At 34.4% G+C, this 15,083-nt stretch carries 14 protein-coding genes, 1 tRNA gene and 1 rRNA gene; 4 read left to right on the top strand and 12 right to left on the bottom strand.

All coding sequences use genetic code 11. The features are described 5' to 3' along the window. The first annotated feature begins 616 nt into the window (after window positions 1-616). The gene (locus FDO66_RS20285; RefSeq protein ID WP_181444686.1) at window positions 617-799 is read left to right on the top strand and encodes an IS3 family transposase; all 183 of its coding nucleotides are present in this window, start codon (window positions 617-619) and stop codon (window positions 797-799) included. 835 nt (window positions 800-1,634) lie between these two features. Here FDO66_RS20285 and FDO66_RS20280 read toward each other — a convergent pair. The 4 genes from FDO66_RS20280 to groES form a co-directional block, all read right to left on the bottom strand. Next, entirely contained in the window at window positions 1,635-2,303 is a 669-nt protein-coding gene (locus FDO66_RS20280; RefSeq protein ID WP_141434472.1) for a DUF2290 domain-containing protein, read from the bottom strand. Window positions 2,304-2,317: 14 nt separating this feature from the next. Then, a complete protein-coding gene (locus FDO66_RS20275; RefSeq protein ID WP_141434471.1) occupies window positions 2,318-4,357 on the bottom strand; it encodes a DEAD/DEAH box helicase in 2,040 nt (679 codons plus the stop codon). A 709-nt stretch (window positions 4,358-5,066) separates the two neighbouring features. Then, complete coding sequence (groL, locus tag FDO66_RS20270; RefSeq protein ID WP_141434470.1) at window positions 5,067-6,698, bottom strand: chaperonin GroEL; 1,632 nt, start codon at window positions 6,696-6,698, stop codon at window positions 5,067-5,069. 119 nt (window positions 6,699-6,817) lie between these two features. After that, on the bottom strand, window positions 6,818-7,105 hold the full coding sequence (gene groES, locus FDO66_RS20265; protein WP_141434469.1) for a co-chaperone GroES: 288 nt from the start codon (window positions 7,103-7,105) through the stop codon (window positions 6,818-6,820). Window positions 7,106-7,419: 314 nt separating this feature from the next. On the opposite strand from groES, the gene FDO66_RS20260 reads away from it, so the two are divergent. Both FDO66_RS20260 and FDO66_RS20255 read left to right on the top strand, forming a co-directional pair. Then, window positions 7,420-8,148: a type II CAAX endopeptidase family protein gene (locus tag FDO66_RS20260; RefSeq protein WP_141434468.1), complete on the top strand. Its 729-nt coding sequence runs from the start codon at window positions 7,420-7,422 to the stop codon at window positions 8,146-8,148. Next, the gene (locus tag FDO66_RS20255) at window positions 8,149-8,355 is read left to right on the top strand and encodes a YdiK family protein (RefSeq protein WP_141434467.1); all 207 of its coding nucleotides are present in this window, start codon (window positions 8,149-8,151) and stop codon (window positions 8,353-8,355) included. A gap of 61 nt (window positions 8,356-8,416) precedes the next feature. On the opposite strand, the gene FDO66_RS20250 is transcribed toward FDO66_RS20255, so the two are convergent. Both FDO66_RS20250 and moaC read right to left on the bottom strand, forming a co-directional pair. Beyond that, window positions 8,417-9,076 (bottom strand): redox-sensing transcriptional repressor Rex, encoded by a 660-nt coding sequence (locus FDO66_RS20250; protein WP_141434466.1) that lies wholly within the window; start codon window positions 9,074-9,076, stop codon window positions 8,417-8,419. 27 nt (window positions 9,077-9,103) lie between these two features. Next, a complete protein-coding gene (gene moaC / locus FDO66_RS20245; protein ID WP_141434465.1) occupies window positions 9,104-9,598 on the bottom strand; it encodes a cyclic pyranopterin monophosphate synthase MoaC in 495 nt (164 codons plus the stop codon). 131 nt (window positions 9,599-9,729) lie between these two features. Here moaC and FDO66_RS20240 point away from each other — a divergent pair, with 131 nt between their 5' ends. After that, a complete protein-coding gene (locus FDO66_RS20240; protein ID WP_141434464.1) occupies window positions 9,730-11,652 on the top strand; it encodes an ABC-F family ATP-binding cassette domain-containing protein in 1,923 nt (640 codons plus the stop codon). Window positions 11,653-11,866: 214 nt separating this feature from the next. Here the strand turns inward: FDO66_RS20240 and tsaD are convergent, their stop codons facing one another. The 6 genes from tsaD to rrf all read right to left on the bottom strand — a co-directional run. Next, window positions 11,867-12,892: a tRNA (adenosine(37)-N6)-threonylcarbamoyltransferase complex transferase subunit TsaD gene (gene tsaD / locus FDO66_RS20235; RefSeq protein WP_141434463.1), complete on the bottom strand. Its 1,026-nt coding sequence runs from the start codon at window positions 12,890-12,892 to the stop codon at window positions 11,867-11,869. Continuing rightward, window positions 12,893-13,342 carry a ribosomal protein S18-alanine N-acetyltransferase gene (gene rimI, locus FDO66_RS20230; RefSeq protein WP_141434462.1) on the bottom strand — a complete coding sequence of 150 codons (450 nt, stop codon included), beginning with the start codon at window positions 13,340-13,342 and terminating at the stop codon, window positions 12,893-12,895. 21 nt (window positions 13,343-13,363) lie between these two features. Continuing rightward, window positions 13,364-14,071: a tRNA (adenosine(37)-N6)-threonylcarbamoyltransferase complex dimerization subunit type 1 TsaB gene (gene tsaB, locus FDO66_RS20225; RefSeq protein WP_141434461.1), complete on the bottom strand. Its 708-nt coding sequence runs from the start codon at window positions 14,069-14,071 to the stop codon at window positions 13,364-13,366. Then, entirely contained in the window at window positions 14,068-14,523 is a 456-nt protein-coding gene (gene tsaE / locus FDO66_RS20220; RefSeq protein WP_141434460.1) for a tRNA (adenosine(37)-N6)-threonylcarbamoyltransferase complex ATPase subunit type 1 TsaE, read from the bottom strand. The genes tsaB and tsaE overlap by 4 nt, the downstream gene beginning before the upstream one ends. Window positions 14,524-14,770: 247 nt before the next feature. Next, window positions 14,771-14,844, bottom strand: a tRNA-Met gene (locus FDO66_RS20215). Window positions 14,845-15,006: 162 nt separating this feature from the next. Beyond that, a 5S ribosomal RNA gene (rrf, locus tag FDO66_RS21595) occupies window positions 15,007-15,083 on the bottom strand; the annotation flags it as partial.

Here is a 15,083-nt window from a genome sequence, read left to right as displayed (position 1 = left end):
TAAAGTAGTAGGTTGATTGAGCAAAAGTGTAAAATCTTATCAAGCGAAAACTGTCAACTTTATTCTAGCGTTTACAAAGGGCTTTTGATTCAGTAGAATGGATTGTCACTTAGAAACAAACTTGTTTATAATCGTCCGTGAGACCTCCCCGGGTAAGAGCTATAACCTTCCTCCCATCTAACTGCTGTATTTACTGTATGGAAAATGTGCAGTATCGGACTTTGTTTTGTTGTGCAAACTCGTCCATTCCAATTCAGCCTTATATACAGTTTCTGTCCGTCAGTTCGGGATTTTGCCTCCGGCTTCCTTCAGATTCCACCTCGCGGTGGACACCGCTAACAGTTCCTACTGCAAAGCCTGTAGTGGACTTTCACCACCAAGTTATAGCCCATGCCGGGCGCACACAAAAAATAGTGATAACCACTACCAATGGTCATCACTATTTTTAAAACTTATGTTAGGATAAAGAAATATATATTCACGTATTGTTTATCTTTGTAAATTTCTAATAAATTAGGCATTAAATCTCCTCTTTATTGTATGTTTATAATAAATTATTATTTTTATTAGGTTCTTTAATATCCAACGTTCGTATGAAATTGTAAATGAAGCTATTTTGAAGCGCTTAAAAATCATCCACAAGGAGAGTATAGGCCATTATGGTGCACCGAAAATTCATTTTCTTTTGGAACAAGGTGGGTTTTCTGTTAGTTTGAAAGGAGTACAACGAATCTTGAAAGAAACAGGAATTCAATCTATCATCATTAAAAAAATCCGTCCTGCTCCGTCCGCAAGTTAAGTAGAGAGAGCGAGAATCTTTGAAAACAGGATTTTAAAACGACTAGTATCAATGAGAGAAGTGGGTTACAGATATTACCTATATCCATAAAAGATGGCTGGTGTTATTTGGCTTCCGTTCTTTATTTGCATACAAAGAAAGTTGTTGGTTACTCATTTTCACAATCAATGACTGTAGAACTTGTTCTTCAATCATTATCAAACGAAATGTTTAGCAAGCAGAAGAAGGTTAGATATTACACACAGATATAATACTTAATATATAAGTGAAGTCTTTGAAAAAGCGATAAAGAAGCAAAATTTGTCTATTCTTACAGTCGGAAAGGCTGCCCGTATGATAACGCCTACATCGAGTAATTTCACGCAATTTTGTAGAAGGATGAGGTGTATCAAACGTATATACAAATTTTGAAGCATCACGTTAGGCACTTTTTCAATATATTGAAACAAAGATTTTGCTGAAAGCACGCGATTTGATAAGAAGAAGGATTAGACCTACAGGCTCATTTTACCTTAACATTTTTTTAGGAATGACATTCATAGGTTGTATTCCTGTATCCTGAGAGATCAATCAAGAGTACTTTTTTCTCTTGACTGATTTCTCTAGATACAGGACCATCCATGAATGGGTGCTCGCTCCTAAATAGATTTAACTTTTTTCTGTTCAGATATTGACATGATTCAAATGTACTATACTACTTTTCCTTTCCAACTAATTAATAAAAAGTACCGTTTAATTTCCACAAAGCCGAACCTTTTGAAAATTTCATAAGTTAAATAAAAAAAGTCGTTATAAGCTAAAGAAACCCTCCTCAGCTGAATTCACACACTTATTGTTACCAATCTAAATGCATTACTAATTTTTCATTCTGTGTAATTTCATCTTTATGACCTAAAATATCCTTAATACTAAGGTCATATTCATTATAAATTTGATGTAAAATCAATTCTACAAATTTCACCAACGACAAATTACATTTCATAGGAATCCTACAATCTTTAATATTCGATATTACAAAATGAGATTTCGCATGATAAACGTCCTCATGATTGTCCGGATCATAATCAACTCTTAAGAAAACCGGAATCCCTGATTCTTCTTCAAACCAATTACTACCTTCTACTTCAGTAAATTCTCCCTCTAGTTGTTGTATTTCTTCTATAGCTCTTACACGGCTACTTTTTTTTATAAATTGTAACCTTTGTTTAACAATTTCATTTGATTTTATTTTATACTCCACTTGCATAATACTTTTGTCATAAAAAAGAAATGAAAATTGTTCCTCTTGCAATAATGTATCTATAATTGGAGTTATTTCTAAGCTAGTATCAAATGTTACATTAGCCTCTTGGTTTCTACCGGACCATGTAAGCTCATGCATATCTTTTCCAGTATGACTGTGACTTAATTCTCTATGTTCAATTATATATCTTTTTTCATAAAGTAGACTATATATCATTATATATTCTTTTAATAACATATTTACTATATCTTTTTTACTCATAGAAAATACCTACTTTATAAATCCTTTTTTAGTTCATTAAACTTTTCCATAATTTCATTAAATTTATCCTTTGGTAAATTCTTTAGGAGTTTTTCCATATTGTCTATTGCTATAACATCTTCTTTCTTTAAGTCAATATTTGTAGTTCGGATTTTTTTCTTTTCTTCTTCAGAAGGATATCTTTTAAAATATAATTGATAGTTATTTTCTGTAACCTTATTAAATTCATTTTCAAGATTTTGCATTTTTTCACCATAACCAAGAATATTAACCCACCCTTTACTCCTTGTAATTGCAGTAAATAATTCGTTCCTGGTTTTTATAGGAGAAAGATTACTCATGCTTTCTTGGCTATTTACAATGTAAACTACGAACGTTTCGTTTCCTTTTGCTCTTAGAATACTACTGTAGACAATCGAATCGTCTCTTGAAAAATCTTCTGGATGCAGTGTTCCAGCAAGATGTACATTTATTTTTCCTTTCACTCCTTTACCATTAATAATAAATTTAAGGTTACTATAGTTATTTTTGTGATATAAAGTATCCATATCAATAATCATAACTTCTTTGACTGGCACCTTTTCTTTGGCAATGTCTTTTCTTATTAATTCTATCAATTTTTCATATTGGTCATCATTATCCTTCAATTTATAAATCTTAACTAAAGAATTTACATCAGTATTTAAATAATCAGGACTTGTTTCTTTTGTTCGATATAAATTAATCTCTTGATGCGCTCTGACTTCGTTATCAGATTCATATCCAATAACTTCCCATATATCATTAGATTCAGGTATCTGAACTAAATTTTCATTTTGATTATCTAGATCTCTATATATTCCCATACCTATTGCATGGGCTGTAACTATAACACTACTCTGATTCCTGTATGATACCTTTAAAGGGGTATCAATTTCTATATCACAATTAAAAATCTTATTTGGTGTAGGCATTGCTTCTTCGTTTAACTTTTGCAACTCGTCGTATGCATAAACTAATCTCTTATGTTGGTCTAAGTTATTTAGGCACAATCGAAAAAATGGAACAGGAAAATCTTGAGCTTCATCAATTAATATGCAGTCAAATAACTTTTTGAAATGAGTAATTTCCTTTAATAACTTGTTACACACACCTTCAAATGCCCGATTGCTTCCAAACTTCATTTTAGCTTGATTTAAGTTTAAAGTTTCTACATTGTAATATTTACATAGATAATAGTAGAAGCCAGGTGAAGATGCACTACCCCATCCATGCATTATAATCAGGTTATCATAGTTAGGCTTTTGACCATTATTTTTTTTTCTGTAAAGTCTGTCGATAAGACTTTGTAACATAGGTTTAACAGAACGAGTATTGTATGTAACCAGTATTTTCCACTCCGGGTGAGCTGTATGAAGTTCAACAGCTTTTCTAGCAAGAACAATTGTTTTTCCACTCCCAGCCATCCCTCTTATCCGTTGAATTCCAACTGGATCGGCTAAAATTGCTTCCATTTGACGTGTATCATGGGTTTCAATAATATTGTTCATATTAGAGATTAGCTCTGATTTTGTACCTTTTTCAAAGTCAATATTCTCTCTTTTTCCTAATCCATAAGCTTCTTGAACTGCAGAATTTATTTTTTTAACCAATTCAAATTCAATGTTATCATTCAAATTCTTTTGACAATACTCTACTAGCTCTCGAGCATTTTTCACAACATTATCTGTTGATTGGGTATTCTCACATACAGACACCACATTTAAGTCAAATAGTAAACTCCTTTTATTTAATAAGAATTTATAGCTTTTCATCTTCACTTCAATTTTGTTATAAAGATTATCTTGAACGTCTTCAAAACTAACTAAATTTTGTTGAGTAATATGTATTATCAATACACCTCTATTAGAAATAAGAATTGAATCTACTTTTACAGGCTCTTCTGAGAACATGTCATTATAAATAGGATATCCAGCATAAAGAAATCCATCGTAAACGTCTTTAACTTGATTATAAAAAGATTCAATAATTCTCTGACTTTCCGAATTATCATTTTTACCAATTTTCTCTAGCACTTACAATCCTCCTTTTTATTTTAAATTTACTAATGCAATCTATAATTAATAATATCTGTTTGAACTATTTAGACTACGAATTTTTTAAAGAATTAGTAAATTTTTTTGTAACTTTTGCCCCTTAATTAATCCGTATTAAAAAAGGAGAGTCATTCTGATTTTGCGTATATTTATAATAACACCGCTATAAATCAAATGTTTTACAACTGTATAAAATGTAATTTAAGTAGATTATTTTAATATAATTATACATTTATTCTTAAGAGTTAGTTACGCTTTGTGCTGAATTTAAAGTAATAATGTATGGGGAATGATGAAGTTAATTCTGGTTACATTCTAGAAACAGCCAAAGAAGATTTTAAGGGAGTCATTGTAGAAATAGAGCAATACAAGATATTGATGCTTTTATGATAATAAAACTGCATACTTTTAACTATAACTTTTAATAACATAAAAAAGCCAAGTCGTTTTAAAAAACATTTTGGTTTTTTAAAGTAAGGTTTAGACTAGACTGTTCTGACACTGACTTGATAGGATTACTCTCAAACTAATAAAGGAAATTAGTAAAATAAGAGGCCTTTAATAAGTATTAAAACTTAACAAAAGACCTCTTATGATAGTTTTCTGGCAGGTTCCGATCACTTTTCGGATGCTAGAGCGAACAATTTAACTCCTAAAAACCCTATGTAACAAGGGTTTTTAGCACTGATTACATCATTCCACCCATACCGCCCATGCCGCCCATATCAGGCATTCCGCCGCCAGCATTTTCTTCTGGTTTGTCAGCAACAACAGCTTCTGTTGTTAAGAACATAGCAGCTACAGAGCCAGCGTTTTGAAGTGCAGAACGAGTTACTTTAGTAGGGTCTACGATACCAGCTTCGATCATGTTTACCCATTCGCCAGTTGCAGCGTTAAAGCCTGTTCCAACTGCTTCGCGTTTTAAGCGGTCAACGATAACTGAACCTTCAAGACCTGCATTGTGAGCAATCGTACGTACTGGCTCTTCAATCGCACGTAATACGATGTTGATACCAGTCGCTTCGTCACCCTCAGCTTCTAATGAAGCAACTTTATTGTATACGTTAAGAAGGGCTACACCACCACCGGAAACAATACCTTCCTCAACAGCAGCACGAGTTGAGTTAAGTGCGTCTTCAATGCGTAGTTTGCGCTCTTTTAATTCTGTTTCAGTTGCAGCACCAACTTTTACAACTGCTACTCCGCCTGCTAATTTTGCTAGACGCTCTTGTAATTTTTCACGATCGAAATCAGAAGTTGTTTCTTCTAATTGAACGCGAATTTGGTTCACACGAGCAGCAATTTGAGCAGCTACTCCAGCACCTTCTACGATTGTTGTGTTTTCTTTAGTGATAACAATTTTAGTAGCGCGTCCTAAAGAATCAATTGTCGTCGTTTTTAGATCGCGGCCAAGTTCTTCTGTGATCACTTCACCACCAGTTAGAATGGCGATATCTTCAAGCATTGCTTTACGACGGTCACCGAATCCTGGAGCTTTAACAGCTACTGCAGTAAACGTTCCACGAAGCTTATTTAATACTAATGTAGCGTTAGCTTCGCCTTCAACGTCCTCAGCAACGATTAATAATGGTTTACCTTGTTGTACAACTTGCTCTAACACAGGTAAGATTTCTTGAATGTTAGAGATCTTCTTATCTGTAATTAAAATATATGGATTTTCAAGAACCGCTTCCATTTTATCTGAATCAGTAACCATGTAAGGCGATACATATCCACGGTCAAATTGCATTCCTTCCACAACGTCTAATTCAGTAGTGAAGCCTTTAGATTCTTCAATAGTAATGACACCGTCATTTCCAACACGTTCCATTGCTTCTGCGATTAATTGACCAACCTCTTCGTCAGCTGCAGAAATAGCTGCTACTTGAGCAATAGATGCTTTTCCTTCAATTGGTTTAGAAATCGTTTTAAGCTCTTCAATAGCAGTTGAAATGGCTTTCTCCATTCCTTTACGGATACCCACTGGGTTCGCACCCGCTGTTACGTTTTTAAGTCCTTCACGGATCATCGCTTGAGCTAAAACTGTTGCAGTTGTAGTACCGTCACCAGCAACATCATTTGTTTTGCTTGCCACTTCTGCAACAAGCTTTGCTCCCATGTTTTCAAAAGCATCTTCTAATTCAATTTCTTTTGCAATTGTTACTCCATCATTTGTAATTAGTGGAGAACCAAATTTTTTCTCAAGAACCACGTTGCGACCTTTTGGTCCTAAAGTTACTTTTACAGCATTTGCAAGCGCATCAACTCCATTAAGCATGGAACGTCGAGCGTCTTCGCTAAACTTAATTTCTTTTGCCATTTTATATAACCCTCCTTTAATATTTCAACAGTTGTTTAAGCAATATCAACACGGATTTGGCACAATGATGCTATAATTTTTATGCACCTTATACCAAACATGAAGCTTATCTAAATGATTTATTTTTCAACAATAGCAAGAATATCGTTTTCACGTAACAATAAATATTCTTTATCTTCATACTTTACTTCAGTACCAGCGTATTTTGAGAAGATAATCGAATCGCCTACAGAAACTTCTGGAGCTACAAGCTCACCACTTTCAAGAACTCGACCTTTACCTACAGCAACAACTTTGCCTTCCTGAGGTTTCTCTTTAGCAGTGTCTGGTAATACAATACCACTTGCAGTTTTTTCTTCCGTTTCAACAAGCTCAATTACAACACGATCACCTAGTGGCTTTAACAAGTGAAACAACCTCCTCAAATTATATGTAATCATTTTTATTAGCACTCTCTTTATATGAGTGCTAACACAACTATTATATTAAATAATCTCAGAATGATTTGCAAGTATGAACCATTATATTTTTGTAAAAAATTCGTTAAATTCATCTTCTCTCATTATTTCCAAACGTTCGAGCAATTTAGACAGTCTCTACTTTATTTTTCTACTTTTTTATTACTTTTATTGCCTTCTGATTGAAACATCTCCCTCTTTATGAGTAGAATGAATGTTAGTGTATAGAAATCACTTCTTAACATTTAAAAGGAGATAATCATTTGAAAAAGGAATATTGGTTTATCTTAATTACTTATACTTTGATGCAGCTGTCAAGCTTTTTAGGTGTTCCACTAGTAGCCTTTATAGCCTTTCGTTTAGGGTATCGATACGAAGAAGTTAAAGCGATTTCAGCTTCTATTTGGCTCATTTTCAGCTTCACCATCGCACTTATCCTTGTTTTGTTTTTTTTGCGAAAAGAACAGAACAATCCTGTACGTACAAAGCAAGCTGCTTCACCATCGATCTCTCTTTTGTGGGCGATTGCCGGCATCTTTATGTCCCTATTTGCTCAATCCATTGCAGCAAGTATTGAAAATATGCTTGGGGTAGAGATGGGCTCAAAAAATACGCAAGCAATCCTGCAGCTAATTAAAGCAGTCCCTTTGCTTATTCTAGTTAGCTCTATAATCGGCCCCATCTTAGAAGAGATTGTTTTTCGGAAAATTATTTTTGGCAGTCTTTATAAAAGAATGAATTTTTTTCTTTCAAGTCTCATCAGCTCGGTAATCTTTGCACTTGCTCATTTTGAGGTCGAACATGTATTATTATACTCGGCCATGGGTTTTACCTTTGCTTTTTTGTATATAAAAACGAATCGAATTATCGTGCCTATTTTTGCCCATGTTGCCATGAATACACTTGTAGTCGTTATTCAATTAAATCAAGAGCATTTAATGAAATGGCTTCAACAATTCGAAAAAGTTAATCATTTCATTGGAGGATTTTAAATGAAACAGTCACCTTTTTTTTCAGGGATTTTATATATATCTCTAGGAGTGTTATTTACTTATTTTGCGATTAATAATATTAGTGCCGATGGAAGCTGGAGTTTCTTTACTTATTTATTAATCATTTTAGCAACCTTTGATTTCGGGTCAGGCATTAAAATGGTTGCGATTCATTTCAAAATTAAAAGCATTCAAAATAAAAAATGAGCCTCGCAAATGGCTCATTTTTTATTGGCAATGATAATCTCGATGAGTATTAAAGTATGAATCATGATTCCTCGTCTTGGTCAACTGTAGAATAATGCTTTAAGAAATAGACCAACGATTGAAGTTCTACTGATAAATCGATATGGTGTACTCTTATTCTAGCTGGGACGGTTAATCTTGCTGGAGTAAAGTTTAGAATTCCTCTAATCGTACCTGATACAAGCCGATCTGTAATAGTCTGAGCAACAGGTGCAGGGACGGTTAAGATCGCAACCTGGATATCATTTTCTTCAATTACTTTTTCTAATTCATTTAGATGATAAACAGGAACTTCTCCGATTTTTGTTCCTACTTTTTCTACCTGTATATCAAAAGCGACTGCTATTTTCGTATTATTGTTTTTCAGAAAATTATAATGAAGAAAAGCTGTCCCTAAATTCCCTACCCCTATTAAGGCAACTTTGGTTACCTCATCCTGATCTAATGTCTTACGAAAAAAAGATAAAAGATATTGAACGTTATAACCATACCCTTTTTTTCCTAATGCACCGAAATAAGAAAAATCTCTTCTAATCGTTGCAGAATCAACTTTTACTGCTTCACTCAGCTCTGCAGAAGAAACACGTTGTTTTCCTGATGAGTGGAGATTTTGTAAAAAGCGATAGTATAACGGCAATCGCTTTGCTGTTGCCTGTGGAATCTTCATGATTTCATTAGTCATTATAAATCCCCTGCCTATAATAATAGTTTAATCATTCATTTCTCTTTTAAATTCTCCGCTTTTTCCTCCGACTTTTTCCATTAACATAGTTTTACCTATAATGATTCCTTTGTCCACTGCCTTGCACATATCATAAATGGTAAGAGCAGTTACCGATGCTGCTGTTAACGCTTCCATTTCAACACCTGTACTCCCTTTTGTTTTTACAAAAACAGAAATTGACAATGTGTACTCGTTTTCAACTATAGTTTCCCATGAAAAAGAAATATCCACCCCTGTTAATGGAATTGGGTGGCACATAGGAATAATCTCCCATGTTTTTTTCGCTGCCATTATCCCCGCTACTTGAGCTACTGCAAGCACATCTCCTTTTTTCATACTGTTCTTCGTAATTTTTTCATAAATCTCTTTATTAACAATTACGCTCGTTTGAGCTGTAGCAGTACGATATGTTTCAGGCTTATCGCTTACATCGACCATTTTGGCTCTTCCTTCATTATTAAAATGAGTAAAGTCTGTCATTTTCAAACACCTCTAAACAAAATAATACACTATTTTGATTCATATGTATAAACTTTGTAACCTGCTTCACATATGATTGAAGTTTTATACAAGATTGAGTTAAACTGTTTTTATAATACTGAGGTGAAAAAATGATTCTTTTACAAGCAAATCAACTAACAAAATATTATGGGGCTGACCTAATTTTATCGAATATTAAGCTAGAAGTTCAAACTCGAGATCGAATTGCCTTAGTAGGGAGAAACGGTGCAGGAAAATCTACCTTACTCAAGATTTTAGCAGGCCATCTTTCCTATGATTCAGGACAAATCATAAAGCCAAAAGAAGTTGAAATTGGATATTTAGCTCAAAATACTGGTTTAGAATCGACGCGAACAATCTGGGATGAAATGCTAACAGTCTTTACTCCGTTGATACAACTAGAGAATGAGTTAAGAAAGTTAGAAGAAAAAATGGCTGATCCTTTGGAAGCAGATAACCAAGAGAATTATACAAAAGTTTTAAAGGAATATGACTTACTACAAAATCAATTTAAAGAACAAGGCGGATATCAATATGAGGCAGACATTCGCTCCATCCTTCATGGATTAAATTTTAACAACTTTGATTATGCTACAAAGATTTCCTCTTTAAGTGGTGGACAAAAAACAAGATTAGCGCTAGGAAAACTACTTTTAACAAAGCCTGATATTCTCATTCTTGACGAACCTACTAACCATCTAGATATTGAAACATTAACCTGGCTGGAGCAATATCTGCAAGGTTATGCTGGCGCCATATTAATTGTGTCCCATGATCGCTATTTTTTAGATAAAGTAGTTACACAGGTATATGAAATTTCAAGACACTATATTAGTAAATATACTGGTAATTATAGTCGTTATTTAGAACAAAAAGCTGAAAAATACGAACAAGAGTTAAAACAATATGAAAAACAGCAAGATGAAGTAGCAAAACTTCAAGATTTCATTCATCGGAATCTTGCTCGGGCATCTACCACAAAAAGAGCGCAAAGTAGAAGGAAAAAGTTAGAAAAAATGGAATTAATGGGTCATCCACTAGGAGACGAAAAATCAGCTTTCTTTCATTTTGATATCGAAAAACAGTCGGGAAATGACGTATTAAAAGCAGTTAATGTTGCAATCGGCTATGATCATCAAAAGGTATCCAAAAATATAACCTTTAGCGTAACAAGAGGAGAGAGCATAGCACTTGTAGGACCTAATGGAGTTGGCAAATCGACTTTATTAAAAACCATTATAAAAAAACTCCCTCTTCTGGCTGGAGATATTATGTTTGGAACGAACGTAGCCATTGGATATTACGATCAGGAGCAAGCTAATCTCACATCAAATAAAAGAGTCCTAAATGAGCTTTGGGACGATTATCCACTAAAAAATGAAAAAGAAATTCGAACTATTCTTGGCAATTTTCTTTTTTCTGGCGATGATGTATTAAAATCTGTCTCTACTCTTAGTGGCGGAGAAAAAGCTAGATTAGCTTTGGCAAAACTAATGATGCAAAAATCTAATTTACTAATCTTGGATGAACCTACAAACCATCTCGATTTAGATAGTAAGGAAATTCTTGAAAATGCATTAATAGACTTTCCAGGCACCATTTTACTCGTCTCACATGACCGTTATTTTATTAATCGAATTGCCTCTAGAGTGTTTGAACTGAACAAAGATGCAATCATCGATTTTCTCGGTGATTATGACTATTATGTAGAAAAAAAATCAGAGCAAGAAGAGCTTAAAATAATGGAAGAAAACGAAAAGACTGCAACAAATCGTATTATTTTACAAGAAAAAAGTGACTATCAAATTGATAAAGAAAACAAAAAACTAGAAAGACAAAAGCAAAGAAGGCTCGCTGAAATCGAGCAAGGCATCGAGCAGCTAGAGGAAAAAATCAGTTCAAATGAAGAACTTCTGTGTGATCCAGCCATTTATTTAGACCATGAAAAAGTTCTTGTCATTAATACCGAAATCGCTAAATATAAATCAGAAGTAGAAAACCTTATGGATGAATGGACAGAATTGTCAGAATAAGACAAAAGAACCGGGTATATATTTCTATCCCGGTTCTTTTTATCCACAAAATTATTCACAATTGGATTACTTATATATAAGCTTTCCACATGTTTTTCCACATCATCCACAAACAAATCTATTTTTATCCACATTTTCAACAGAAAGAATGATTTATTATTTAGTTATACACAAAAAAATCCCCGTTAAAACAGGGATTTTTTCCTATTCTTTATTACTCATTGTGGATACTTATATCCAAATTTGGCTTTGCATTTAAGTCCATCATCGATCTATAGCCTTTTTCGTATAATATACTTCCAGCAGCTGCAATCATTGCCGCATTATCGGTGCAAAGTGAAAGAGGTGGAATGATTAACTCTACCCCTTCTAATGGAATAAATGCTTCTTTTAATGCCATTCGCAGTCCTTGATTAGCAGCAACTCCCCCTGCTAATAAGACTTGTTTCACTTTATACTCTTTAGTAGCTTTTACTGTTTTAGTCACAAGTACATCAACGACACTTTGCTGAAAGCTTGCTGCCAAATCCTCAGGCTTGATCGTCTCACCACGCTGTTGGGCATTATGCACAGTGTTAATAACCGCAGATTTTAATCCACTAAAGCTGAAATCATAGGATCCCTCTTCTAACCATGCCCTAGGTAAATCTATCACTGGATTTCCTTGTTGAGCAAGCTTGTCAATATGCGGGCCACCAGGATAAGGGAGATGAAGTGTTCTAGCTACTTTATCATAAGCTTCACCTGCTGCATCGTCTCTTGTTTCGCCAATGACTTCAAAATGTCCATGCTCCTTCATATACACAATTTCAGTATGACCGCCTGAAACGACTAATGATAAGAGTGGAAATTGCATTTCTGCTACAAATCGATTAGCATAAATATGCCCTGCAATATGATGAACACCCACAAGTGGAATTTGATGAGCAAATGAAATTGCTTTTGCTGCGTTGACGCCTATTAGTAAAGCACCAACTAGCCCTGGCCCCTCTGTAACAGCAATCGCATTTAAGTCTTTGTAATCAATTCCTGCACTATTTAAAGCTTCTTCAAATACAATTGTAATTTGTTCAACATGATGTCTTGAAGCGATCTCCGGAACAACACCTCCAAATCTTTTGTGACTTTCAATTTGGGATGCGACAACATTTGATACAATCGTATTTCCATTTTTAATAATAGCTACAGCCGTTTCATCACAGCTAGTTTCAATACCCATAATATATTGATCTTGTTTCATTTATAAATTCACCCACATTACTAAAGCATCTTCCTGATTATCTGTATAATATTTTTTTCGTATCGCACCGTCCTTAAACCCCAGCTTACGATATAGATTTTGAGCGATATGATTGGATATTCTAACTTCAAGAGTCATCGTTTTTGCTCCCATATTTTCTGCTACGAACATGACATTTTTCAATAATGCTTCTCCTAGCTTCTTTCCTCTATAATCAGGTAGGATCGCAATATTTGTAATATGAGCTTCATCAACCACAATCCATGCACCACAATAGCCGATAACCTGTTCATCTAATTCTACAACAACATAAACAGCAAACTCATTTTGAGTCATCTCGTTATAAAAAGCTTCTCTACTCCACGGAGTTGTAAAAGATACATGTTCAATGTTTAGCACCTGATCTATATCCATCTCGTTCATAAAACGAAATTTATATGGTTTATCCATCTTTTTACTTCCTTACCTTATCTATTGACTTTTTTTAAGCCCGTTTGCTTCTAACCATTTAGACTCAGCCTCGGCTAAGCGTATATAGTTTGGAATAAAAGAATGAAGATCTTCTCCAGGTAGATTCATTCCTAATAAGCCCAATTCTGCAGGACGAGGATTGTGTTCTGTCATCTCCGCAAAAAGCGCATAATCTCCTAATGCTTTTTTAATAATAGAATGATGTAAAGGTAAATCATTTCCAATAAATAAAACATTTTTCTTAAATGGCTTTATTTCTTCTGCCCAATCTTTCGAAAGGACTAGCTTGTCTTTAACAACTGTTTGAATTTGACCATTTTCATATTGGTATAGTCCTGTATATATTTGTCCTCTTCTAGCATCAAATAAAGGAGACACATATCCATTAAAATAGCGGGCTGCAGAAGCAGCTAAAACCTCTAAACTGGAGATTCCGACTAAAGGAATCTGTAATGTCCAAGCAAGCGTCTTAGCTATCGTTACACCAATCCTTACACCCGTATAGGAGCCTGGCCCTTTAGCTACAACAATTTTAGTAAGGTCTGTTGGAGTTACTTGACAGTCCTTCATTAAGTTTTCAATCGCTGGCATCACTCTTACGGAATGATTTTGTTTGACATTTGTTATATATTCGCCAATCACTTTTTCTTCGTCTAACAAAGATATTCCTAATACATGATTAGACGTATCAATAGCTAACACCTTCATGAAAAAATCTCCTTACATAATTGCTCATATCGATCGCCCATCGGCTTCAAAACAATTTTTCTCTGATTATCTTTTACATTATATAAATAGATGGATAAATACTCTTCTGGTAGCTGCTCTTTAATCAAATGTGCCCATTCAACTACCGTAACGCCCTCACCATTAAAATACTCATCAAAGCCTAAGTCTTCAAAGGAATCCTCCACTCGATAAACATCCATATGATAAAGTGGCATGATACCTTCATACTCTTTGATAATCGTAAAGGTTGGACTATTCACATTCTTTTTTATCTCTAACCCCTGTGCTAATCCCTTTGTGAAGGTTGTTTTTCCAGCACCTAAATCTCCTTCTAAGGCTATTACATCCCCTGGTTTTAAAAAAGAAGCAAGATTTTTAGCAAAGTTAATTGTATCTTCAGATCCAGTTGAAATTACTTCATATTGGTTCATTATGAGAATCACCTATAATTATGTAATAAGAAAAGCTCAAATGCTCGCCTTTCGGCTGCTTGCATTTTTTAGTCAGCTTTGCAGACATCTTTCTCCTTTGATAAAACTAAGGATACATCTCTTCAGTGAGCTTTTTCTATTTGTAGTTTACATGATTTTTATCCATTCAGCAAAAATTGTTGAGTCATGATCATTTTTAGACAATAAAAAAAACGAAACTATGTTTCGTTTGTTGATCCTTAATTGATTGCGGAGGCAGGATTTGAACCTGCGACCTTCGGGTTATGAGCCCGACGAGCTACCAGACTGCTCCACCCCGCGATAATAATATTATAATTATTTCTCTATGCTTAAATTTTGCAAATGGACTGTCCCGATCTCAGGTAGATGATTCTAAGAAGCTGCTCGATCGGTACAACTCGTCGTTTTTTCTGTGAAGCTTTGCTCGTTGCTCCACCCCGCGACGATATTATTAAAATAATAGCCTAGCGACGTCCTACTCTCACAGGGGGAGAGCCCCCAACTACCATCGGCGCTGAAAAGCTTAACTTCCGTGTTCG

It is taken from the genome of Bacillus sp. 03113 (genome assembly GCF_006546985.1).
GTDB lineage: Bacteria > Bacillota > Bacilli > Bacillales > Cytobacillaceae > VATK01.
This window is presented reverse-complemented; position numbering and strand designations above follow the sequence as displayed.